This window comes from Enterobacter sp. BIDMC92, assembly GCF_001030225.1.
Classification (GTDB): Bacteria; Pseudomonadota; Gammaproteobacteria; order Enterobacterales; family Enterobacteriaceae; genus Enterobacter; species Enterobacter sichuanensis.
In genome coordinates this window covers 1,183,495-1,205,993 of the sequence record NZ_KQ087598.1, presented here as the reverse complement: position 1 = coordinate 1,205,993, position 22,499 = coordinate 1,183,495, and the positions used below count along the sequence as shown (strand labels likewise).

18 protein-coding genes and 1 tRNA gene are annotated in these 22,499 nt (G+C 54.7%); 4 read left to right on the top strand and 15 right to left on the bottom strand.

Going from position 1 to position 22,499, the window contains the following annotated elements:
- Positions 1-37: 37 nt before the first annotated feature.
- Complete coding sequence (locus tag SP99_RS05390) at positions 38-1,282, top strand: mechanosensitive ion channel family protein (RefSeq protein WP_047957937.1); 1,245 nt, start codon at positions 38-40, stop codon at positions 1,280-1,282.
- Here SP99_RS05390 and SP99_RS05385 read toward each other — a convergent pair whose 3' ends face one another.
- From SP99_RS05385 to SP99_RS05325, 13 genes are all read right to left on the bottom strand, one after another.
- Positions 1,283-2,254 (bottom strand): LacI family DNA-binding transcriptional regulator, encoded by a 972-nt coding sequence (locus SP99_RS05385; protein ID WP_047957936.1) that lies wholly within the window; start codon positions 2,252-2,254, stop codon positions 1,283-1,285.
- Between the two features lie 75 nt (positions 2,255-2,329).
- Positions 2,330-3,472 (bottom strand): Gfo/Idh/MocA family protein, encoded by a 1,143-nt coding sequence (locus tag SP99_RS05380; protein ID WP_047957935.1) that lies wholly within the window; start codon positions 3,470-3,472, stop codon positions 2,330-2,332.
- A complete protein-coding gene (locus SP99_RS05375; RefSeq protein WP_047957934.1) occupies positions 3,465-4,490 on the bottom strand; it encodes a sugar phosphate isomerase/epimerase family protein in 1,026 nt (341 codons plus the stop codon). The genes SP99_RS05380 and SP99_RS05375 overlap by 8 nt, the downstream gene beginning before the upstream one ends.
- A 15-nt stretch (positions 4,491-4,505) precedes the next feature.
- A complete protein-coding gene (locus tag SP99_RS05370) occupies positions 4,506-5,744 on the bottom strand; it encodes an MFS transporter (RefSeq protein ID WP_047957933.1) in 1,239 nt (412 codons plus the stop codon).
- 229 nt (positions 5,745-5,973) lie between these two features.
- Positions 5,974-7,362 carry a phenylalanine transporter gene (pheP, locus tag SP99_RS05365; protein WP_047957932.1) on the bottom strand — a complete coding sequence of 463 codons (1,389 nt, stop codon included), beginning with the start codon at positions 7,360-7,362 and terminating at the stop codon, positions 5,974-5,976.
- A 102-nt stretch (positions 7,363-7,464) separates the two neighbouring features.
- Positions 7,465-9,438, bottom strand: a complete 1,974-nt coding sequence (locus SP99_RS05360) for a PhoX family protein (RefSeq protein ID WP_047957931.1) — start codon at positions 9,436-9,438, stop codon at positions 7,465-7,467.
- A 127-nt stretch (positions 9,439-9,565) separates the two neighbouring features.
- Positions 9,566-11,752, bottom strand: coding sequence for a TonB-dependent receptor (locus tag SP99_RS05355; protein ID WP_047957930.1), 2,187 nt, complete (start codon positions 11,750-11,752; stop codon positions 9,566-9,568).
- Between the two features lie 184 nt (positions 11,753-11,936).
- Positions 11,937-12,212, bottom strand: a complete 276-nt coding sequence (yahO, locus tag SP99_RS05350) for a DUF1471 family periplasmic protein YahO (RefSeq protein ID WP_025759522.1) — start codon at positions 12,210-12,212, stop codon at positions 11,937-11,939.
- Positions 12,213-12,362: 150 nt separating this feature from the next.
- Complete coding sequence (locus SP99_RS05345) at positions 12,363-13,394, bottom strand: ABC transporter ATP-binding protein (protein ID WP_047957929.1); 1,032 nt, start codon at positions 13,392-13,394, stop codon at positions 12,363-12,365.
- Between the two features lies 1 nt (position 13,395).
- A complete protein-coding gene (locus tag SP99_RS05340) occupies positions 13,396-14,970 on the bottom strand; it encodes an ABC transporter permease (protein WP_025759519.1) in 1,575 nt (524 codons plus the stop codon).
- Positions 14,971-14,995: 25 nt separating this feature from the next.
- Positions 14,996-16,012, bottom strand: a complete 1,017-nt coding sequence (locus tag SP99_RS05335; RefSeq protein ID WP_047957928.1) for an iron ABC transporter substrate-binding protein — start codon at positions 16,010-16,012, stop codon at positions 14,996-14,998.
- Positions 16,013-16,308: 296 nt separating this feature from the next.
- Positions 16,309-17,490, bottom strand: coding sequence for an acyltransferase family protein (locus SP99_RS05330; RefSeq protein WP_072060256.1), 1,182 nt, complete (start codon positions 17,488-17,490; stop codon positions 16,309-16,311).
- Positions 17,491-17,659: 169 nt separating this feature from the next.
- Positions 17,660-17,736: transfer RNA gene (locus SP99_RS05325), tRNA-Arg, on the bottom strand.
- Positions 17,737-18,015: 279 nt separating this feature from the next.
- Here SP99_RS05325 and SP99_RS05320 point away from each other — a divergent pair.
- From SP99_RS05320 to fimZ, 3 genes are all read left to right on the top strand, one after another.
- Positions 18,016-18,714, top strand: coding sequence for an EAL domain-containing protein (locus SP99_RS05320; RefSeq protein ID WP_047957926.1), 699 nt, complete (start codon positions 18,016-18,018; stop codon positions 18,712-18,714).
- A 24-nt stretch (positions 18,715-18,738) separates the two neighbouring features.
- The gene (locus SP99_RS05315; protein WP_047957925.1) at positions 18,739-19,455 is read left to right on the top strand and encodes a helix-turn-helix transcriptional regulator; all 717 of its coding nucleotides are present in this window, start codon (positions 18,739-18,741) and stop codon (positions 19,453-19,455) included.
- 810 nt (positions 19,456-20,265) lie between these two features.
- Entirely contained in the window at positions 20,266-20,898 is a 633-nt protein-coding gene (gene fimZ / locus SP99_RS05310) for a fimbria biosynthesis transcriptional regulator FimZ (RefSeq protein WP_047957924.1), read from the top strand.
- Between the two features lie 51 nt (positions 20,899-20,949).
- On the opposite strand, the gene sfmF is transcribed toward fimZ, so the two are convergent.
- A complete protein-coding gene (gene sfmF / locus SP99_RS05305) occupies positions 20,950-21,474 on the bottom strand; it encodes a fimbria assembly protein (RefSeq protein WP_025756112.1) in 525 nt (174 codons plus the stop codon).
- Positions 21,475-21,483: 9 nt separating this feature from the next.
- Entirely contained in the window at positions 21,484-22,488 is a 1,005-nt protein-coding gene (fimH, locus tag SP99_RS05300; RefSeq protein WP_025756113.1) for a type 1 fimbria D-mannose specific adhesin FimH, read from the bottom strand.
- Positions 22,489-22,499 lie beyond the last annotated feature (11 nt).

The following is a 22,499-nucleotide window of genomic DNA, read 5'->3' as shown; positions in this document are numbered from 1 at the left end:
GCCGCCATTATGGGGCTGCATCAATACAGGAGACGTTATGCAGGAATTAATTGCTCAGGTAGAAGAGTTAGGGATCGAAATTACCCCCACCACATCATTAGTTATCATCTTTGGTATTATTTTACTTACCGCCATTATCATACATTTTATTCTGCACAAAGTTGTCTTGCGGGCCTTTGAGAAGCGCGCGCAGGCCAGCAGCCATTTGTGGCTGCAGATCATCACCCAGAATAAATTATTTCACCGTCTGGCCTTTACCCTTCAGGGGATAATCGTCAACGTCCAGGCGGTACTGTGGCTGCAAAAAGGCAGCGAAGCGGCGGAAATATTAACCACCTGCGCAAAGCTGTGGGTGATGGTGTATGCCCTCCTCGCCTTCTTCTCGCTGCTGGACGTGATTTTCAATCTGTCGCAGAAAATGGCCACCGCGTCGCAACTGCCGCTGAAGGGGATCTTCCAGGGCATCAAGCTGGTGAGCGCTATTCTGGTGGGGATCTTAATTATCTCCCTGCTCATCGGCCAGTCTCCGGCGATTCTGATCAGCGGCCTGGGGGCCATGGCGGCGGTCTTAATGCTGGTGTTTAAGGATCCTATCCTGGGCCTGGTGGCGGGTATTCAGCTCTCGGCCAACGACATGCTCAAGCTCGGCGACTGGCTGGAGATGCCGAAATACGGTGCCAACGGCACGGTGACGGACATCGGGCTGACCACCGTTAAGGTGCGCAATTTCGATAATACGATTACGACGATTCCAACGTGGGCGCTGGTTTCCGACGCCTTTATCAACTGGAGTGGCATGTCCGCCTCCGGTGGGCGACGCATTAAGCGCAGCCTGAATATTGATACCACCAGCATTCATTTTCTCGACGAGCAGGAACAGCAGAAACTTATTCAGGCGAAGCTGCTGAAGCCCTATCTGGCCGCGCGTCATGAGGAGATTAACCTGTGGAATCAGCAGAACGGTGAAGGGGAATCGATATTAAACCTGCGCAAGATGACCAATATCGGCACTTTCCGCGCTTACCTGAATGAATATCTGCGCAACCATCCGCGGATTCGTAAAGATATGACATTAATGGTGCGCCAGCTGGCGCCGGATGCTAACGGCCTGCCGATTGAAATATATGCCTTCACCAATACGGTGGTCTGGGCAGAATATGAAGAGATTCAGGCCGACATCTTCGACCATATTTTCGCGGTGGTGGATGAATTTGGTCTGCGTATTCACCAGTCGCCGACCGGGAACGATATTCGCTCGCTGGCAGGCGCTGTTGCCAGATAATCAGGTGCTGGCGCGGGAAATAAAGCGCCAGTCCATCATCACTCTTTCCGTGGGCGCATCCGGGTTGTCGATCTTATTTAAGAGCAGATCGACCGCCTTGCGCCCGATATTGCGCGACGGCTGTTCGATGGTCGTCAGCGAAATCATGTCCGCCAGCTCAGTGCCATCAAAACCGACGACTGCAATATCCTCCGGCACGCGCAGCCCTGCCTGCTGAATAGCGCGCAAGGCCCCTGCCGCCAGGGTGTCGGAAACGGCAAATACCGCGTCCGGCGGGTTTTCCTTCAGCAGATTTTGCATGGCGGCCATTCCGGCGCGGGAGCTGAGATCGCTTGCGTACTCAACTGCCTGATACGCCAGGTCTTTAAGGTGGATCACGCTCTTGTAGCCGCGCTCGCGCAGCCGGGCGTATTTATAGCTGAGGTCGTGGTTGATCATGGCAATGCGCTTGCGGCCACCTTCAGCAAGCTGGCTGACGGCGTGCTGCGATGCATCGACGTCGTTAATCCCCACACAGGAAACCGTCCCGGCATCGGCGTATTCAGCGCACTGCACCCAGGGGGCAGTGCCTATCAGCGCGGCCAGTTCCGGCAGCTTCGAAAAGGCGTCCATAGTGATAATGCCGTCGACGATTTTGCCGGAAAGCAGGCTCAAGCCCGAGCGGGAGCGTTCGATATCAGAGCCAGAGTTGCAGAGCAGAATGCGGTAGCCGTTTTTCTCGGCCTCTTCTTCGATGCCTTTCACCACCTCGGCGCAGAACGGGTTGGCAATGTTCGAGACCATCACCAGGATCATATAGCTGCGGGCCGTGCGCAGCTGGCGCGCCAGCAGATTGGGCTGGTAGTTACTCTCTTTAATCGCCTGCAGGACGCGATCGCGGTTTTTTGCTTTCACGGTATCGCTGTTGTTGAGCACCCGGGAAACCGTCGCCACGGAGACCCCGGCCAGCTGAGCGATTTTCTGAATTGACATAGCGACGACACATCCTGCGGTTAGCGTTTTGTGCAGGCTACCATAAATTTGTTGCCCGGCGAACCGGGCAACGCGTCATTGCGCCACGCGAACCCAGTGCTGTTGCTGGTGGCTTTTTACTATTGCATCAATGATATACATCACGTTCGCGCCATCATGGAAGGTGGCAAACGCAGGCCGTTCCGGCATTGCGCCCGTCTGCACGGCACGGTAGAACTGCGCCATCATGTTTTTAAAGGCATCCGGCCAGCCTTCAATATGCCCGCCGGGGAAATGGGCGCTGTCGGCCACGTCTGGGTTCATCAGGCTCGGATCGTCGCTGAGCGTCTGGTTTGCCTGTGCGCGATGGCCGATCCACAGCTGCTGAGGGCTCTCCTGATCCCACGCCATCGACCGCTCGCTGCCGTTGATCTCAAACGTCAGGCGGTTTTTGCGCCCGGCGCTCACCTGCGAGACGCTAAAGCTGCCCTTGCTGCCGTCGTCAAAGCGGAACAGCACCGAGCCGAAGTCTTCGGTGGTGACCGGCTTGTCCTCATAGCGGGCGTGCTCCTCGTGCACGAAGGTCTGATTTCCGGCCACGCTAGCCTTGCGCGTCGGCCAGACGATAGCGAGGTCGGCCATAACCTCGGTGATGCGGCGGCCGGTGACAAACTGCACCGTGTCGCACCAGTGGGAGCCGATATCCGCCACCGCGCGCGACGCCCCGCCCAGCGCGGCATCCACCCGCCAGTTGTAGTCGGTTTCGAGCAGCATCCAGTCCTGCAGATAGCTGCCGTGCGCGGCAAACACCCGTCCGACGCTGCCCGCGCGCAGCATGCTCGCGGCCTGTCGCACCATCGCAAACTGGCGATAGACAAAGCTGACGCCATGTACCACACCCGCCTGCTCTGCCAGCACCACCAGCTCGCGGGCCTCGTCCGGGGTCATGCACAGCGGCTTCTCGGAAAAGACGTGCTTTCCCGCGCGCAGGATCTGGCGGTTAATCTCTGCGTGCAGGTGATTTGGCGTGCAGTTGTGCACCACGTGCAGATCGGGATGTGCGAGTAACGCATCCACGCTGCCGTAGGCGTGCGGGACGTTAAGCCGACGCGCTTTTTCCTGCGCCTGCGCCTGCGTGCTGTCGCACAGCGCGACGACCTGCACAAAACCCAGGCGCCTGAGCGCCTCGATATGCGCCGGGCCGATAAACCCGCTGCCGATAATGCCGACGTTAATCATGGCTGCCTCCTGCCGCGAAATCGTCAAACGCGCGCCCGGAGACCGGAATAATGTGGCGGCGGATAAACTCGCTGCCTTCGCGGGCACCGGTATCGCCATCCTTCAGGCAGCACTCCCACTCCAGTACCGCCCAGCCGTCGTAGTCGTACTGCGTCAGTTTGCTGAATATGCCCCTGAAGTCGATCTGCCCGTCGCCCAGCGAACGGAAGCGACCGGCACGGTTGATCCACGGCTGATAGCCGCCATACACCCCGCTCCGCCCGCTGGCGCGGTATTCGGCATCCTTCACGTGGAATGCTTTGATGCGCGCGTGATAGATGTCGATAAAGGCCAGGTAGTCCATCTGCTGCAGCAGCATATGGCTCGGGTCGTAGAGAATGTTGCAGCGCGGGTGATTATCCACCAGCGCCAGAAAACGCTCAAACGTCACCCCGTCGTGCAGGTCTTCCCCCGGATGCAGCTCAAAACAGACGTCTACGCCCTGTTCATCGAAGGTATCCAGAATCGGCCGCCAGCGGGCTGCCAGCGCCGCGAACGCCTCCTGGAAACGTTGCTCGTTATGCGGCGGCCACGGGTAGAAAAACGGCCAGGCCAGCGAGCCGGAGAACGTTGCGTGCGCTTTCAGGCCCAATCTGGCGGAGGCGATCGCCGCCTGCTTCAGTTTCTCCGTGGCCCACGCCCGGCGGGCCGCATCGTTACCGCGCACGGACGCGGGCGCGAAATGGTCAAACGCGTCGTTGTAAGCCGGGTTAACCGCCACAAGCTGCCCTTCAAGATGGGTCGACAGCTCGCTGATGACAAGCCCGTGTGCGGCCAGCTTAGCGGTGACGTCATCGCAGTAGGCCTGGCTCTCTGCGGCTTTCTCTACATCAAAAATGTGCGGATGATTGCAGGGGATCTGCACCGCTTTATAGCCCTTATCTGCCGCCCACCCTGCCAGGCCGTCGAGCGAGTTAAACGGTGCCTCTTCGCCAATAAACTGCGACAGAAAAATACCGGGTCCTTTCATCGTCCTCATACCACCTCCAGAACGTTACGCCTTGTCATCGTCATACCTGAACGTGAGAAGGAAAATAAGCGCGATCGCAGCGGCAGCCACCGCCGGGATCCACCAGAATGTCACCCACGCCTGCGGCACGGTATGACCCGCCACCAGGCGGTTGTAGAGCGCCCCGGAAATCTGCGAGCCGAGCAGCATCCCGATACCGTAGGTGAACATCACAATCATGCTCTGCGCCTGGCCTTTTACTTTTTCGCCCGCCACGCGGTCGGTGTAGATAAAGCCCACCACAAAGAAGAAGTCATAGCACACGCCGTGCAGCAGAATGCCAATGTACAGCAGGAAACGTCCCTCTTCGCTCACGCCGAGGGCAAACATGGCGTAACGCACGAACCACGCCAGCATGCCGATCAACAGCATAACTTTCACGCCCAGACGGCGGAACAGCAGCGGGATCACCAGCATGAAGACGATCTCCGACATCTGCCCGAACGACATGGCAGTGCTGACATCAGCAATCCCTGCGTCTGCCAGATAAGACGCGGTATAGGCGTAGTAGGTACCGAGCGGCACGGAGATCAGCATCGCGCAGACGGAAAAGACGAAGAAGTGACGGGTTTTAAGCAGCGCGAAGGCATCCGCGCAGAACAGATCGCGCACCTTAACCGGCAGCCCTTTAGCGGGGGCTGGCGTGTGCGGCAACGTCAGGCTGTAGAGGGCCAGCAGCACGGAGCTGGCCGCCGCCACCTGGAAGATGGTGACGCTTGCCGCCACACCGGTAACGCCAATAAATATCCCCGCCGCAATCCAGCCGATAGTGCCGAATACGCGAACCACCGGGAAGGTTTTATCGACGTTTGCCAGGCTGTGAAACGCAATGTTGTTGGTCAGCGCAAGGGTTGGCATGTAGCAGAGCGTGTAGCCAAACAGCAGGCCGATCAGCAGCGCACCGTTTTCAGCAATCAGCGCGCCCGGCACAAACCACAAGATCGCCGCCCCGGCGAGATGCATCACCGCCATGACCTTTTGCGAGGCAAAGAAGCGATCCACCAGCATGCCAAGCACAAACGGCGACAGAATAGAGGCGATTGGCCCGGCAGAGAACGCATCACCAATCAGCAAAGACATGTTGTGCTGGGTCATCACCAGGCCGAGCGTAACCGACCAGCTACCCCAGATAAAAAACTGCAGAAACATCATCAGCGACAGCCGCGGCACCAGCAGCCGGTGCTGCGCTATCGCCTTTCCACTACTTTCAGTTGTTGACACCATAACGAGCCCCACCCTCAAAAAGTAATCGATTACAAAACAGTTCAGGTAAAAAGTAATCGATTACAAAATAAAGATCCTGTGGATCGTAGAAGATTTGGGAGGGGGGTCACGATAAAGGTAGAGTGGTGCTTTGTAGGCCCGGTAAGCGTAGCGCCACCGGGCGTGAAGACGGGTGCGGTCTGGTGCCCTCACCCCGGCCCTCTCCCACAGGGAGAGGGAGAAAACCGTGCTACTTTTTCCGCGAGAGCTTGAACGCGATAAACAGGAATACGACCCACACCGGCAGCAGCAGCGCGGACAGGCGCATCGCATCCATGGTGCACATCAGCACCAGAATCAGCCCGAGGAAGGCGATACAGAGGTAGTTGCCCGCCGGGTAGAGCAGCGCCTTAAACTGCGTCTCACGCCCCTTGCGGCGCATGGCGGCGCGAAAGCGCAGGTGCGCCAGGCAGATCATGATCCAGTTCAGCAGCAGCGTGGCGACAACCAGCGCCATCAGCAAACCAAAGGCAGATTTCGGCAGCAGGTAGTTAATCAGCACCACCAGCGAGGTAATGGCCCCTGAGAGCAGCAGAGAGTTGACCGGCACGCCACGGCGGCTGACGCGGGTGAGGAACTTCGGCGCATTGCCCTGCACGGAGAGACCAAACAGCATACGGCTGTTGGAGTAAACGCCACTGTTATACACCGACAGCGAGGCCACCAGGATAACGAAGTTCAGCACCGAGGCTACCACATTGCTGTTCAGATCGTGGAAAATCATCACAAACGGGCTGCTGTCAGATTTCACTTCCACCCATGGATAAAGCGCCAGCAGCACGACCAGCGAACCGATGTAAAACAGCAGAATACGGTACACCACCTGGTTGACCGCTTTCGGAATGCTTTTATGCGGATCGCGCGCTTCAGCGGCGGTGATCCCAATCAGCTCCAGCCCGCCGAACGAGAACATAATGACCGCCAGGGAGAGGATCAGCCCCTTCCAGCCCGTGGCCAGGAAGCCGCCGTGCTGCCAGAGGTTGTCGATGGTCGCTCGTTCGCCGCCGTGACCGGAGAACAGCAGCCACAGGCCAAAGCCGATCATGCCGATGATCGCCAGCACCTTAATCAGCGCGAACCAGAATTCGGTTTCACCATACAGGCGTACGTTCACGAGGTTGACGGCGTTGATGATAATAAAGAAGGCAGCGGCCCAGACCCACGTCGGGACATCGGGCAGCCAGTACTGCATATAGATGCCTGCGGCGGTCAGTTCGGCCATTCCCACCAGCACAAACATTACCCAGTAGTTCCAGCCGGAGAGGAAGCCTGCGAACGGGCCCCAGTATTTATACGCAAAGTGTGCGAAGGAGCCTGAAACCGGCTCTTCAACGACCATCTCGCCAAGCTGGCGCATGATCAGGAAGGCGATAATGCCGGCAATGCCGTAACCGAGCAGCACCGCCGGACCGGCCATCTGAATGGCAGGGCCGATGCCGAGAAACAGCCCGGTACCGATTGCGCCGCCAAGGGCAATTAACTGAATATGTCGATTTTGCAAACCACGTTGCAGCGTCGGATTCTGTTCCGACGAAGCTTCAGCGCTACCGTTGCCTGAAGCGGATGACGCGTCTTTCACGTCCTACCCCTGTCTCTTTTTTAGAAGGGGCACGTTTTAACACTTCATGCTGGCGGTAGCAAGTTTAACGCCGGGGCACGTTATGCACCCGGCGATGAGAGGTTATGAGCCGATGATCCCGCCGTCCGCTTTGGTGATCACCACCGTTGAGGAACGCGGGCGTCCACTCGGGTTTGCATCTGGCCAGCTGGAGACGGCACGCGGATTGGCCGGGTCGGTAATATCATCCCCGCCCTCCCCCGGATGTTGAATGTTAATGAACAGCGTCCGGTTGTCCGGCGTAAACGCAATCCCGGTGATTTCACACCCGCGCGGTCCGGTCAGGAAACGGCGGTACTCATTGGTGCCCGGAATGGTGGCCACCATCTGGTTATTGCCCATCCCCTCGTAGGCTTTCTTGTTAATGGTGCTGGAAGAGACGTCGGTCTGGATCCACAGTACCCCCTGGTGATCGAACGACAGGCCATCGGGGCTGCCGAAGGCCGCCCCCTGCATCGAACCTTTGGCCTTCGGATCGTCACTGTCGGTACGCCCGGCCATCACCAGAATATCCCACTTAAAGCGTGTGGCGGCAGGATCGGCCCCCTCTTCGTGCCAGTGCATAATATGACCAAACACGTTATTAGCGCGCGGGTTAGCGGCATCAACCGGCGCCTTACCCTCTTTCCCGCGATCGCTGTTGTTGGTGAGTGTACAGTAGACGCTGCCGCTGGCGTGCGGGTCGACCGCTATCCACTCGGGGCGATCCATTTTCGTTGCCCCCACCACGTCAGCCGCGAGGCGGGTTTTAATCAGCAGATCGCCCTGGTTTTCAAAACCGTGGTCTTGATCCAGACCATTTTGCCCGAAGATCAGCGGCAGCCAGTCGCCGCTGCCCTCCTCGTTGAAGCGGGCAACGTACAGCGTGCCGGACGTCAGCAACTGCATATTGGCTTCACGGTTTGCAGGATCGTATTTTTTGTCCGAGACAAATTTATAGATGTACTCAAACTTCTGGTCATCCCCCATATAGACCACCACGCGGTTATCGGCGGCGAGCGTGACGGCTGCCCCTTCATGCTTGAAGCGGCCCAGGGCGGTGTGTTTACGCGGCGTGGAGGCCGGGTCGTAAGGATCAATCTCCACGACCCAGCCGAAGCGGTTGGGTTCATTGGGGGTTTTATCGACGTTAAACCGCTCATCCACCTCGTTCCAGCGATAGGAGTCATCGCTGTCGCTGATGCCGTAGCGTTTTTCCAGCGGGTTGAGTTCGGCTTTTTTGACAAAAATATCTGACCAGTTCTCCTCGCAGGTGAGATAGGTGCCCCACGGCGTATGTCCGTTGGCGCAGTTTTGCATGGTGCCCAGCACGCGCTCCCCTTGCGGATCGGCGGCGGTTTTCATTAAGTCCTGATGCAGTGCCGGACCGGTAAGCGCCATCGGGGTATTAACGGTAATACGGCGGGCATAAGAAGACGGGCGAACGACCTGCCAGTCGCTGCCCGTTTTTTTGACTTCCACCACCGACACGCCCATCGCGTTCTGCCCCTTACGAGCTTTATCGAGACTCCAGTTCGCCGTGCCGTCGGTAAACAACATCCCGTTGTCGATGTATTCATGGTTCAGCGCCAGCAGGCCATGCGCCGGGTTTTGCTCCCCTTGCGGCAGACTAAACCACGCCATACCGTCGTGGTGCATGCCCGCCTGCACGGCCTGTTCGTCCGTGGTATTGCTGGCGTCCGGCTTAAACGCCGGCATGTTATCTTTGATACCCGTCGGGTCGCCCCAGCGATAAAACGGTCGGGCAATATAGCCTTCCGGCACCCTGACCGTATCCTCCGTAGAGACGTCGATGCTGGTAAAGCCCAGGGAAACCGCTTTTGCCAGCGCGGAAGGCTTCGCTACTGCGGCAATGGCATTTTCGGGTTTGATCAGAAAGGGGAATGAAACGGCAGCGCCCGCCACGGCACCCATCTGTAAAAAACGGCGGCGGGAGAGAAACACCTGTGCAACCTCGGAGAATACCGGGTTAGCGCTGCGGTTATTGATTTCGTCGCGATGTTCTTTTTTAAATACGGATTTCAGAGGTCTGCCCATAGCGGCTTCCTGTCATTGGCCAAGAGGTAAGGAGTTGGCGACCAGTCTAAGAAGCTTTTATTACAATTTTATAACACGATGAGGGCGGTGTGGGGCGTCCCTGCCCCGGATAACGAGGGTGGAACGCTTAGAACGTGTAGCCAACCGAGACCTTAAAGGTGCGCGGCTCGCCCTGCGTAATATAGGTACCGGAATCGTCCACGCTGGCCCAGTAGTTTTCATTGGTCACGTTGTCGATGCCTGCACGTACCGTCATCTGGTTTTCGTTGTGATTTACCGCGAAGCGATAACGCATCCCCAGATCCAGCGTGGTGTAACTGTCGAGCTTTTTGCTGTTCGCAAGGTCGGCATACTGCGTGCCGGAGTGGTTTACGCGGGCGGTGGCGGTCAGCCCCTCGATCGGCTTGATGTCATATTCCGCGCCCAGCACGGCGTAAAAGTTCGGGACACCAATGGCATCGTTACCCTGGTTGAGACCGTTGTTGGTTTTGGTCAGCTCCGCCTGCAGCCAGGTGGCGCTGGCGTTGAGGCGCATCCCCAGCATCGGCTCGCCGAAGACATTCAGCTCCAAGCCGCGGTTGCGCTGCTCGGCGTCCAGGCCGTAATGCTTCGTCTGGCTGTCGAGAATAGCGGAAGGCATTTTGATTTCGAACAGCGCCAGAGAGCCGCCCACGCGGCCGAAGTCGGCCTTCACGCCCACTTCGTTCTGTTTAGAGTGAACGATACCGGTGCTCTGCCCGTAGTTAATGGCGGTGTCAGGGGCGTTTTTACCCGGCTGCAGCGCTTCGGTATGGTTAGCATACAGAGAGATCTGCTCCCACGGCTTGTAGACCACGCCGTAGGTTGGCATCCAGCGGCTGCCGTCGAAGCCATCGGCATCGTTTTCCGCGCCGGTCACTTTGTTATACCCGCGAATGACCACTTTCTGATGACGTGCCCCGGCGGTAAACAGCAGCCTGTCGTCCAGCACGCCCAGAGTATCGCTCAGCAGCCAGCCCTGCGTGCGGGTGCGCCCGCTGGTCAGCGGATCGCTGTATTTGCCGCCCAGGCCGTTGAAGTTTGAGCTGTCCGGCATATCAACCCCGGTGTTGTGGTAGATATTGGTGGTCGGGTTGTCTGCCGCCGCGGACATTTTCCACGCGATTTTTTCGTTTTTGGTCATCGCGGAGTAACCCACGTTCACCTTGTGCGACACGAAGCCGGTCGTGAAGTGACCGCGGATCCCCGCCATCCCGCTGACTGAGTCGCTGATGCGATTGGTATCAAGGCGGCTGACCGTGGCCTTACCGCTTTTGTCCAGCAGCTTCGGTGCGCTGTAGGTCCCTTCTTCATGAGCGTGCTGCGCGCCGAGTCCGGTATACGCCGTCCAGTTGTCGGTGATGTCGTATTCGCTGCGCCACATCCCGAATTCGTTCTCGATGTTGCTGTAGGCCCACTTCTGGGAAATGTTGCGATCGTTTTTCGGCGACTCCGGCACAAAATCCACCGCCGAAATATTGACGCTGGTCGGGCTGCCGTGGAAGGTTTTCTTCTGGTAGCCGAGATCCAGCGAGGTGCGGAAGTTGTCACCTTTGTAATCCAGACCGGTGGAGAGCAGCGTGGTGCGGCGGCGGTCATTCGGTACGCCGGTTTCCCCTTCACGATGGATCAGATTCACCCGCGCGCCAAACTGGTCGTTGTCGCCGTAGCGACGGCCCGCATCCAGCGTGGTGCCAACCTGGGAATCCGAGGTGTAGTCAACGCCGACTTTCGCCTGCGGGAGTTCGCCCGCGTGTTTTGGCTCAAGGTTGATCATCCCGCCCACGCCAGAGCTTGCCGCGCCGTTCATCAGGGCGTTTGCCCCTTTGAAGATCTCAATCCGCTCGACCATCTGCGCATCCACCACCTGACGCGGAAGGACGCCGGACAGCCCGCCAAAGGTCATATCATCGCCGTCAAACTTCAGGCCGCGGATGCGGTAAGTTTCCGCGCTGTTGCCATACCCCTGAACGTATTGCACGCCAGCGTCATTAGCGACCACATCGGCAATGGTTTTCGCCTGCTGATCGTCCACCAGCTTTGCGGTGTAGCTGATGATATTAAAGGGTACATCCATGGCATTCTGCTCGCCGAGCATCCCCATACGCCCGCCGTTCGCCACCTGTCCGTCGAGGAAGGCCGGCACAAGCTGGTCGCCGCCGGGGGTAAAGTCGCTGGCTGGTGCCGACTGCACAACGAGAGTCTCTTCTTTTTGATTATCCGCCGCGTAAGCGGAATGTGTCGCCGCACCGACGGCGAGTGCCAGCAGCGTTTTGTGTAATCTGGTGTTGTTCATCGTTAACCCATTTGAAAGTGCGCGCAAAAATGACCCGTGAGCGGGCCTTAGAATCTATTGGTTGCAATGCAAATGAGAACTATACGCATTATCTATGCGTTAGCAAGTGTAACCGCGTTCATACGGGAGGCGTGGTAAGCGATGAGGGGAATAGCCACCCCGTTTCGGGGTGGCTGCAGTGACATTACTTTTTCTTGTAAATATTGGCCGTACCGTGAATTTTATTGTTGGTGTTCCCGGAGGTGAGCACCAGGACATCAGCGCCTTGCTTATCGGCTTTCTCGATCAGTTCTTTTTTAGCATCATCGATAGAGACTTCACCTGAGGTGTTTACCGTACCGATTTTCTGATATTGAGACTCAACTTTCTTAAACTCCTCCTTCGTCAGAAGCTCAGCAGCGAAGGCATGAGTTGTAAAGAAAAACGCAGTTCCCAACAAAACAGCAATTGTCTTTTTCATAACCTTTTTTCCTTGAGATTAATCAGCAACAACGAAAAGCCCCACTCATTATGGTGAGGTTTTATGAGCATGGTAGATAAACTCAGGTAATGCCATAGGTCATGGAAAATTCTTTTATAACAACCCGTTGCATGAAATTACTAACGAATATTAAGAATATTCAAATACCCGCGCAGTGCCAGCAATATCAATGCGTACCGCGGTGCCAGGGTTCCATCCTGGCTGGCTTACGGTTTTCAGAACCACGGGATGTTGCTCCCCGGCTAACGCAAGGGTGAGCGTCGACAACTGGCCGGTAAAGTCCACATCAAGAATCGAGATCGGGCTTTCATGTGCGGCACATGCCGTCACGCGCAGCTGCTCAGGACGCAGCATCACGCGGCCCTGCCCTGTCGCATGTGTGTTGTCCGTTGCCACCTCACCCAGCGCGCACACGGCGTAACCGGCAGCAAGCCGAGCAGGCAGGATCACGGCATCGCCAAGAAACAGCGCCGTCTCTTCGTCAACGGGAAGGGTGTAGACCTCATAAGGGGTCCCCACCTGCGTGAAACGCCCGGCGCGCATCACGGCCACCTGTGTGGCAAAGGAGAGCGCTTCGTTCTGATCGTGGGTGACCAGAATCGAAGCCACGCCTGCTTCCGCCAGCAGATCGGCCGTGGCTTTGCGCGTCGTGGCGCGCAGGCCGGTATCCAGCGCTGAGAACGGCTCGTCCAGCAACATCAGTGAAGGACGCTGGGCCAGCGCACGAGCCAGCGCCACGCGCTGCTGCTGTCCGCCGGAAATCTCATGCGGCCAGTGCGTCGCAAGCTGCCTGTCCAGAGAGACCATCTCCATCAGCGCCTCAACGCGCTGGCGTTTCTCGTGGCGGGTACCGTCCAGCCCCCAGGCGATGTTATCTGCCACGTTAAGGTGCGGGAACAGCGCCCCTTCCTGAGGAACAAAACCGATCCGGCGCAGGTGGGCGGGCACAAAACGGTTTTCATCGAACAGCGTTTTTCCCTGCATGACAATGCGCCCGGTATCTGGCGTTTCAAACCCGGCAAGGATCCGCAGCAGCGTGGTTTTACCCGACCCGGATGGCCCGACGATCGCCGTCCTGCTTCCCGGCGCAACGCTCAGGTTCAGGCTGTCGAGCACCTGCGCATCAGCGAACGATTTAGAAATGGCGGTTAATTCAAGCATGTCATAGCCCTGCAATTTTTTTCGACTGCATATAGAGAATGGCGGTCAGCGGGAGGGAAATCAGGATCATCAGCATCGCGTAAGGCGCGGCTGCAACATAGTCAATTTCGCTGGTCAGCGCCCAGAATCCGGTGGAGAGCGTGCGCGTGCCCAGTGGAGAGAGCAACAGGGTGGCGGTCAATTCATTGCTGACGCCGAGGAACACCAGCGCGGCACCCGCCGCCGCACCCGGCGCGGCCAGCCGCATCGTGACGCTCCAGAGCGCCTTCGCGGGCGTGCTGCCAAGACTGCGCGCCACGTTCTCCAGCTCAACCGGCGCCTGGGCAATCCCCGCCCGCAGATTAATGAGCGCCCGGGGCATAAACATCAGCAGGTAGGCAAGAAACAGGGTAACTTCCGTCTGGTAGATGGGACGGGCGTAATGAATGGTGACGGTGACCAGCGCGAGCGCCGTGACAATCCCCGGCAGCGAGCTGGTGATATAGATACACCCTTCCAGCATCCGGAAGATGCGGCGCGGATAGCGGATACCGAGCCACGCGATGGGGATCACGCACGCCGTGGTCAGCAGGGCTCCGCCCACGCCGAGCATCAGCGTCTGGCGCAGCGAGTGCCAGAGATCGGCGCTCAGCCAGTTTTGAACGCCGCCGAGCCAAATCCAGCGACACAGAACAATTAACGGCACACCCAGCGCCAGCACAATCAACACGATGAAAAACAGCTGACCCAGCGCGGCGGCTGCAGGCTTCAGCGGCCAGCGTTTCTGTTCACGGGCGGCCCCGGCACCGATACGCGCGTAACGTGCTTTTCCGCGCGTCACGCCTTCCAGTACTAAAATAGCCAGGCAGCACAGGGCCAGCACGCCCGCCAGCATGTTAGCGGCCGGGCCACTGAAGGTAGACTGAAACTGGTCATAAATGGCCGTCGTGAAGGTGTCGAAGCGAATCATCACGTACAGGCCATATTCCGCCAGCAGATGCAGTGCCACCAGTAGCGCACCGCCGCAGATAGCGAGTTTGAGCTGCGGCAGCACCACGCGGAAAAAGACCCGCCAGGGCGGGGTACCAAGTGACGCAGCCACGTCTTCGAGTGTCGGGTCCAGGCGACGCAGCACCGCCGCAACCGGCATATAGATAAACGGATAGTAGGCAAGGACAGAGAGGAACACGCCCGCAGAGAGCCCGTGCATGGACGGGACAACGCTCACCCAGGCATAGCTTTGCACAAACGCGGGGATGGCCAGCGGGGCGACCGCCAGTGCGGACCAAATCCCCCGCCCGGCAAGCTGCGTGCGCTCGGTGAGCCAGGCGATGGCCACGCCCGTCACGATGCAAAGTGGAACCGCAAGGGCCGTCAGCCACAGCGTGTTGCTGAGCAGCTCAGCCACACGCGGGCGGAAGACCAGCGCCTTTATGGTTTCCCAGCCCGTCTCAATGCCAATGGCAATGATAAAGCCCAAAGGCAGAAGCGCCATTAATGAAAACAACACAGCTAACGCAACCATCGGCAGTGCAGGACGCCTGCGGGCAGGCTCCTGCACTCTGTTTTTTCCGATGTCGAGACTCAGACCAGACATAACACCTTCACTTCACTTTCAGTGATCACAGCAGGCCGGCTTGCGTCATCAGCTCGATAACTTTTTTACTGTTGAGCGTTGAAGGCTCTACTTTCGGGGCATCAAGATCTTTCAGTGGAACCAGTTTCGGGTTTGAGGCCGCGTTCACGCCCACGGCGTATTCAAAGGCATTATTGGTACGCAGGCTTTCCTGCCCTTCTTTACCGGTAATGTATTTAATGAAGGCCTGCGCCTGCGCTTTATGTTTGCTGGACGCCAGCACACCACCACCAGAGAGGCTAACAAACGCGCCCGGATCCTGGTGTTTGAAGTAGTAGAGTTGGGTGTTTTTGCTGTTTTCGCCCGTTTTGGACTGATCGACAAAGCGGTAGTAGTGATAGATCACGCCGCCATCGATCTGGCCGGCATTGACCGCTTTCATCACGGTGCTGTTGCCTTTATAGGCCACGAAATTAGCTTTCATCGCCTTGAGCCATTCCAGCGTGGCCTGCTCGCCTTTCAGCGCCAGCATTGCGCTCACGATGGCCTGGAAATCCGCGCCTGATGGTGATGCTGCCCAGCGGCCTTTCCACTCGGGTTTCGCCAGGTCCATCAGCGACTTAGGCAGCTGCTGTTCGCTCAGTTTTGCCGGGTTATAGACAAACACCGTGCTGCGGGCCGCGATGCCGATCCAGCGACCGTGCGCCGGACGATATTCTGCCGGCACCTGCTTCAGGGTCTCTGCGTCCAGCGGCGCAAACAGGTTGGCATTATCAACCAGCACCATTGACGGAGAGTTCTCGGTCAGGAATACGTCCGCCGGGGATGCGCTGCCCTCCTGAACCAGCTGGTTACCCAACTCGCTGTCATCGCCGTTACGCAAAGTCACTTTGATGCCGGTTTCTTTGGTAAAACCGTCAACCCACGACTTCACCAGGTTTTCATGCTGCGCGTTGTAGACAACGATACCTTCGCTATTATCGGCAGCAACCGATTGTGTGGAAAGGAAAAGTGAGGAAGACAACAAGGCAAGCGAGAAGCAGGACAGCAGGCGAGAATTCATGAATATATCCTTAATAGACCAACGGGAGTAACCACTCATAGCTTTGTGGGAAAGGATTAAAGCATACAACAACGCTAATGATAATTAGTATTAATTACAGTTATCATTAAAAGTTTTATATCTCAGCCATACTTGCATTGACAGAATAAAATGTTGCCAGCTAAAGATACTACATTAAAAGATTAAGAAAACCTTAAGAAGAAATTAAATACAGAATGGACAATATTTAATTAAAAAATGAAAAGACACTTAGCTGTGTCTTTTCATTAAAAATATCACACTTTATGGCAAGCACATTAGTTTAATTGACTACCAGAGGCTGAAATTTTTTGAGCACTGTCGTCTTTAATCAACAATCCATATTTTGAGAGTGCAATACTGCGAGCGTCAATGGCCCACCAAAAAATGTAAGCCAGCAAATATACAGCTACAAAAGTAATTAACGCCGCCATAACTGCATTAAATGCATAGGAATGCCCTTGACTTTTTAAATAATAAAAAACTCTAGTAGTCACAACATAAAATACAGGCATTTGAATTAAGTAGGCAGAGAAGGAAACTTTTCCTAACCATACACTCACCCTGTTATTAACCAAAAAAGAAATGCAATCTGATTTCAATAAGGAAACCACAATCAAAACACCAGATATCATATTAAAGAAATAATAATGCTGAAAGCTGCCCCCAGGCATATCAAATGTTATCATGGAGGAAAGTAAGTGGTATGAGGGTTGACGTGGATGATACCCAGCAAGATATAAACCTGACATAAATAACACTAATGACGACACTCCGTGTCGAATGTCCTTCATATAGAATATCGCCACACCAAAAAAGAACGCTGAGTATCCATATCCTTCTTTACCTGGCATGCACAACATAAATAAAAAAGCAATTATCGCAGCAATCAGACCTTTATAACTTAAGGAATTAATAAAAGGAAGCGATGCAAAGACTAACAATGAACCATAAAATTCAACTTTCATTGTCCACGTCACCCAGTTATAGATATTATCCCCCAAGAAAATTGCACCGAAAACGCCATTATAAATAGCACTACCAAAGTCAAGCTTCGCCCCTACACCATAACTTTTTATCCATGGCAAACCGTCAGTTTTATTCTCAAAAAAACTCAAAATAATAAAACAAATAATAACTGAAGCAAGTACAGGAAGCATAAGCCTAATGTAACGCTTTAAGGCCATATTGATGCAACTGTTAAGAACATTATCTTTCGTTAGACATGCATAAGTAAGAATAAAACCACTTAACGCAAAAAATATGTATACAGCAGAAGTACCAGAATAAAGAAAGCCCACAGGATAACTATAAATGAGAGCGTCAAAAGAACCTTTTATCAACGCAGGATTTTCGCCATGTAAATACGGTAATAAAATAAGGGAAAGATGTGATGCAATAACTAACAGACAAGCTAAACCACGAATCCCTTCGACGGATGTGTTTTTTACAATGTTCAAGATTTATTCCCAATAGAGTTAAACCCATTTTAAGATTAATCTTAGTATCTCATCTAACTTGCTTAATGTGAAGGTTGATAAGGAATGAACAATAGAAAGAAGAGAGGGACAACTGTTGCTGAGAAGAAGCAAGAGCGAGCAGTAAAGTATAGATAAGAATGGTTATAAATGGCACGCCCTGTAGGATTCGAACCTACGACCTACGGCTTAGAAGGCCGTTGCTCTATCCAACTGAGCTAAGGGCGCACTGAGAAGAGTGAACTTCGCGGCGGTGAAACGCGAAGAATTATACGGTCAATGGCAGGTGAGTCAATGCCTTTTCCGTTTTCTCCCCTGATTAGGGCTAGCTGATTGTAAATATGACTGTTTTTTCTCCATTCAGCCACCTTTCTCTCGTACAATTTCCTGCTGCGAAAAGGCTTAGTTGCATTTAAGTAACGCCTGCTGTTTTCCTGAACGTCAGCTTGTCACACTAGAGAGAGGTAACCCGGCCGCCTGGAGGCTGACAGACAACAGGACAATGGAGTGACAGCGCACAACCTGATCGATACGCCCCCCCGGTTAGAATACATCTCTCAGGAGATCGTCGGCATCAAGCTTGAGCCCATCGTCGCCCTCCGCTCCTTGCACCAGGTAGGGGTGGAGGTCCTCAGCATCCTCAGTGAATCACGGTACAGTGAGGGTTTTTTCGGCGATCGGTCTGCAGAGTGGTCGATATCACTGCTTGAAGCACAGCTTGCCGCGTTAAAAAATACGCCGCGCGGTCATAACCTTTTTATTAATCTGCCGATAACCGTCCTGACAGAGTCTGCGCCTTTTCAGCGGCTTATCAGGCTGCCTGGCGCGCCGCTCCATATTGAGATTGTCGACCCTGCAACGTTTCTGGCGCTGTCTGCCGCACAGAAGCAGCGCGTCATTGAGAATCTGATGCAGGTCAGAAACCGGGGGCACGCTGTCTGGCTGGATGACGTAGATGAGATTCTGGTGCAGTCGTTTTTATCCAGCCGGCTTCCGTTAAGCGGCATCAAAATAGATAAGGAAGCATTCTGGCGTTTACGCGACACCCCTGCGCTGAGGCAACTGGTTTCCCGCTGCTTTCAGCTTGCCGGGCATGTGCTTATCGAAGGTATTGAGACTGAACGCGATCGTACCTGGGCACTGGAGGCAGGCGCCGATCTTGGCCAGGGATATTACTGGCCGTCCTGGACATGGCCGGAGGATTAAAACGCCATTTCCAGGAGGGAGGCCATGCGAATGACAGTGCGCCGTTACCGGCGGCGGCGTACAGGAAGTGATGCACTGGGATTTACGCGCTCACCTTTTACTCCCCCCTTTTTCGACCGGCTCGAGTTTTTGAGCCAGTCCATCAGCCAGCCCCGCAAAACAGATGCCCCGTTTATCATTCTGGTGACGGAAGATCACTTCCTGCGCACCGGTTTTCTCAACGGGCAGTTTCCCCTGAGCAGCTGCTGCAACTACGCCACGCTGGACGACGCCCTTGTCGCCCAGACACAGTGGCCATCAGCCCGTCTGGTCGTCGATATTGAAAGCCGCTCCACGGGCCTTCTGGATAAACTGGATCAGCTGCGAAGGCATAGCCTGTTTCCGCCTTTCCTTACCCCCTGGCTGTTAGTCCGGGCCGATAACTACGATACCCGTCTCTTCTGCAAAGCGGCGGGCCCTTTTCATGTGCTCGAACGCCAGCTGAACGCCACAGCCCTCCAGCATAGCCTGCTGAATACCAGCCCCCCTCAGGGCTCCGACAAAGAGTGGTTCTCCCGCAACGAATGGCCAATCCTGCAGGAACTCTCCCGGGGCAAGACGCTACGTCAGATTGCCCTTATGCAGAACCGTCCCTATAGCCGCATTATCTATCGTCTCAGCTGTATTCTGCTGAAACTGGGGCTGAGCCATCGCCAGGAATTGCTTCACCTTCTTAATAACCTCTCAGACTGCACGTTTTAACCCACGCGCTAACCCCTTATTTCCTAAAGCGCTTTAGGAATTTACTTACCATTAACGTTGCAAAAATGTTAATTTTTAACATTAAATTCGAAATTACAACTATTCCTAATTTATGGGCGCAAACCTTGTGAAATGCCACAAATTGAAGGAATTACAGTACTTTCCTCCATCCGTTAAGTGAATGGAGAAAGCGTTAACAGGATGATAATGATATAAAAACAAGCAGCTTAGCGGCGGCACCCTGGAGTAAGAAGCGAAGCAGGTAGCATGTTCTCCTGTGCAACAGAGGCGTTTATCCGGGTTAACCCGGGTACTTTCAGATGAAGGTTTGACGGCCCGTGAGGTCAATTTTTCACCTCATCATCGCGGGTTCGTCCTCTGAAATGACGCGCGTTTTTGTTAACAATAAATTAACACAAAGAGATATCTGTTATTTTTTGTTATTACATAAAGATGAAAATATGCGGTAAATGGGATAACAGGATATTTCCGCTAATTTTAAAAAAATAGCGATTCAGATCCAGAAGATAATATAAACCAATACCCTGCGATTAATTTACAGGGTTTTCGGAAAAAACTTACACGGTATAATAAGAAGCGTATCAAATATGAATAAGAAATACCTTTTTGCCAACACCAGCCAAATGAGATGACCGCGCTGAGGCATAGTTCTTTTCACTACGTCAACAAGGATGCTTTCGCTCTTTCCAGGGAAATACTACGGTATAGGGATCTGCACTTTTATCCTTCCGGCATTTCGAGAGTTTTACAAACTCTGCATAACGCTTTTAACAATCTGAGGCATTAAAAATGAAACCGGCATCCGTTATCATTATGGACGAACATCCTATCGTCAGAATGTCGATAGAAGTCCTGCTACAGAAAAATAAGAATATCGTCGTCAAGCTGAAGTCTGGCGATAGCCATGAAGTCCTTGACTGTATCCGCAATCACCCTATCGATCTGGTGATCCTTGACATTGAACTCACGGGCACGGATGCCTTTGCTTTGCTAAAGAGAATCAGGAACTTAAACAAGCACATCAAGGTTCTGTTCCTCTCGTCTAAATCTGAGTCATTTTACGCAGGTCGCGCCATTCGCGCCGGAGCAAATGGTTTTGTCAGTAAACGAAAAGATTTGGGTGAGATCTACAACGCAGTAGAAATGATCCTGATGGGCTATTCATTTTTCCCGTCAGAAACGCTGAACTTTATTAATCATCTGGGTTCGGGGAAAGGAATGGCAGCAGATATGCCATTATCGAATCGTGAGGTCACGGTATTACGTTATCTGGCGAATGGATTATCCAATAAGGAAATTGCTGAACAGCTACTATTAAGCAACAAGACCATTAGTGCGCACAAATCCAATATTTATTCCAAGCTGGGTGTACAGAGCATCGTGGAATTAATTGATTACGCCAAAGCGCACGAACTGCTATAACCTGAATTCACTCCCTGCAGCTTATCTGAGCTTCAGGGAGTGCGGTCAGTGTTAATTATAATTAATCATGAAGGTCGCATCCGCATCAGCCCGTCCGGGCTGAGGGTTATCTGCAGTGGCGATATAATTGGCATAAAACGACAATGTCGCATTCCCCAGCGCGTCAACCGGGACCGACTGGCTGGCCTGCTGGAGAGCCAGTCGCGTTTTATCCGCATCCCTGATCTCAACCGCGACATGACTTGCCGTACTGGCGTCATTCAGCGCCAGCAAACCGTTATTGCTCCCGTCGGCTTTGCCCGAAAACGTAATCGAGGCTGCACCCGGCGGACAGCCAGTCAGCTTCAGGGTAAACGGCATGGGCTGCGTACGGCTCCCGGTGGTACTGAGCTGTTTGGTGGGCCAGGTGCCCAGCGTGACGGTTTTGTCGCTGTCGCTGCCCTCCGCGACGCAGGTAAAATCGACAATATTGCCGGACATCTGAATATTGATCTCGCCCAGTGCTGTCGCTGACCACGCGTTGGTCTGAAACATCACCAGCGCCAGCGCAGTAACATGTCCTTTCCAGTTCCGCATCTCTCCCCCTTAATCGTAATCCACGCGGAGATAGCCGCGAGAGGTGAACCGGCCTTCTGCGGGTTTATTCCCGGTAATGCTTACCGGCCAGACGCGGATCCCCACCTGCGCCTGTGCACTGTCATCCAGGCGGAACGGAATTTTGCTGTTCAGGTTGTTAGGCGTCAGAGGCGTGCCGCTATCGTTCGCCACCACAAATCCCAGATCGGGGTTATCGGAAACCAGCGCATTGCCAGCGATTTTTTCCGCCTCGATACGCATCGTCAGATACGCATTGGCCTCCACGTTCGTACACTTAATGGCAATGGTTTTACTTTGTGGTGAGACTTTCTGGGGACGGTTTCCGGCACCCGCCTGGCTGAACAACGACGCGCCGATATCGCCAAAATCGAACTCCACCACCTGCCCGGCATTTATCGCGCAGCTTTGTGGCACCTGAATGGTACCGCTATAGCTAATGGTATACACCGGCGTATTCAGGGAGTCAGATGGCGTGGTGGTCACATATACGGTGAACATGGTCCGTTTCGGGATCACCACCATGTTGATGAACCGTCGGGTGACTCTCAGGCGAAAGACCAGCTTTGAGTCGGTAACCGGAAACGCCTTGTTCTTTGGAACGTTAGGGTGCTCCCCCATCTGGATGTAGTTCGCCGGCGGATAGAACGTCCCCGCGAAGTCATCGTGGATCTGCATCGCGCCATCAAGATAGTCATTGAGCTTCACATACTTGTAGCTATCAATCACCGTCGTTATCGGCAGACTGGTGACGTAGCTACGCATGGTGGACTTGCCTGTCGTCCCTCTGGGACATATGGCATTCACGCCGACCAGCCCGGACTTTTGCGCCAGGGTCACAATCTGCCCAGGCTTGTTATTGGAGCTGTTAAAAACGTTTGAGAGATCGTAGGAGATATCCTTCGCCACCCCATTGGCGTTCTGACAAATCGTTGCCCAGGCGGGCATCGCGCTGCACAGCAGCGCAAAGCTCATTACGTTGCGTAAAATGCGCATCTTTGGATCCC

Coding starts and splice junctions, on each gene's coding strand:
- SP99_RS05390 (WP_047957937.1), top strand. CDS start 38: ATGCAGGAATTAATTGCTCAGGTAGAAGAGTTAGGGATCGAAATTACC.
- SP99_RS05385 (WP_047957936.1), bottom strand. CDS start 2,254: ATGTCAATTCAGAAAATCGCTCAGCTGGCCGGGGTCTCCGTGGCGACG.
- SP99_RS05380 (WP_047957935.1), bottom strand. CDS start 3,472: ATGATTAACGTCGGCATTATCGGCAGCGGGTTTATCGGCCCGGCGCAT.
- SP99_RS05375 (WP_047957934.1), bottom strand. CDS start 4,490: ATGAGGACGATGAAAGGACCCGGTATTTTTCTGTCGCAGTTTATTGGC.
- SP99_RS05370 (WP_047957933.1), bottom strand. CDS start 5,744: ATGGTGTCAACAACTGAAAGTAGTGGAAAGGCGATAGCGCAGCACCGG.
- SP99_RS05360 (WP_047957931.1), bottom strand. CDS start 9,438: ATGGGCAGACCTCTGAAATCCGTATTTAAAAAAGAACATCGCGACGAA.
- SP99_RS05355 (WP_047957930.1), bottom strand. CDS start 11,752: ATGAACAACACCAGATTACACAAAACGCTGCTGGCACTCGCCGTCGGT.
- yahO (WP_025759522.1), bottom strand. CDS start 12,212: ATGAAAAAGACAATTGCTGTTTTGTTGGGAACTGCGTTTTTCTTTACA.
- SP99_RS05345 (WP_047957929.1), bottom strand. CDS start 13,394: ATGCTTGAATTAACCGCCATTTCTAAATCGTTCGCTGATGCGCAGGTG.
- SP99_RS05340 (WP_025759519.1), bottom strand. CDS start 14,970: ATGTCTGGTCTGAGTCTCGACATCGGAAAAAACAGAGTGCAGGAGCCT.
- SP99_RS05335 (WP_047957928.1), bottom strand. CDS start 16,012: ATGAATTCTCGCCTGCTGTCCTGCTTCTCGCTTGCCTTGTTGTCTTCC.
- SP99_RS05315 (WP_047957925.1), top strand. CDS start 18,739: ATGCGAATGACAGTGCGCCGTTACCGGCGGCGGCGTACAGGAAGTGAT.
- fimZ (WP_047957924.1), top strand. CDS start 20,266: ATGAAACCGGCATCCGTTATCATTATGGACGAACATCCTATCGTCAGA.
- sfmF (WP_025756112.1), bottom strand. CDS start 21,474: ATGCGGAACTGGAAAGGACATGTTACTGCGCTGGCGCTGGTGATGTTT.
- fimH (WP_025756113.1), bottom strand. CDS start 22,488: ATGCGCATTTTACGCAACGTAATGAGCTTTGCGCTGCTGTGCAGCGCG.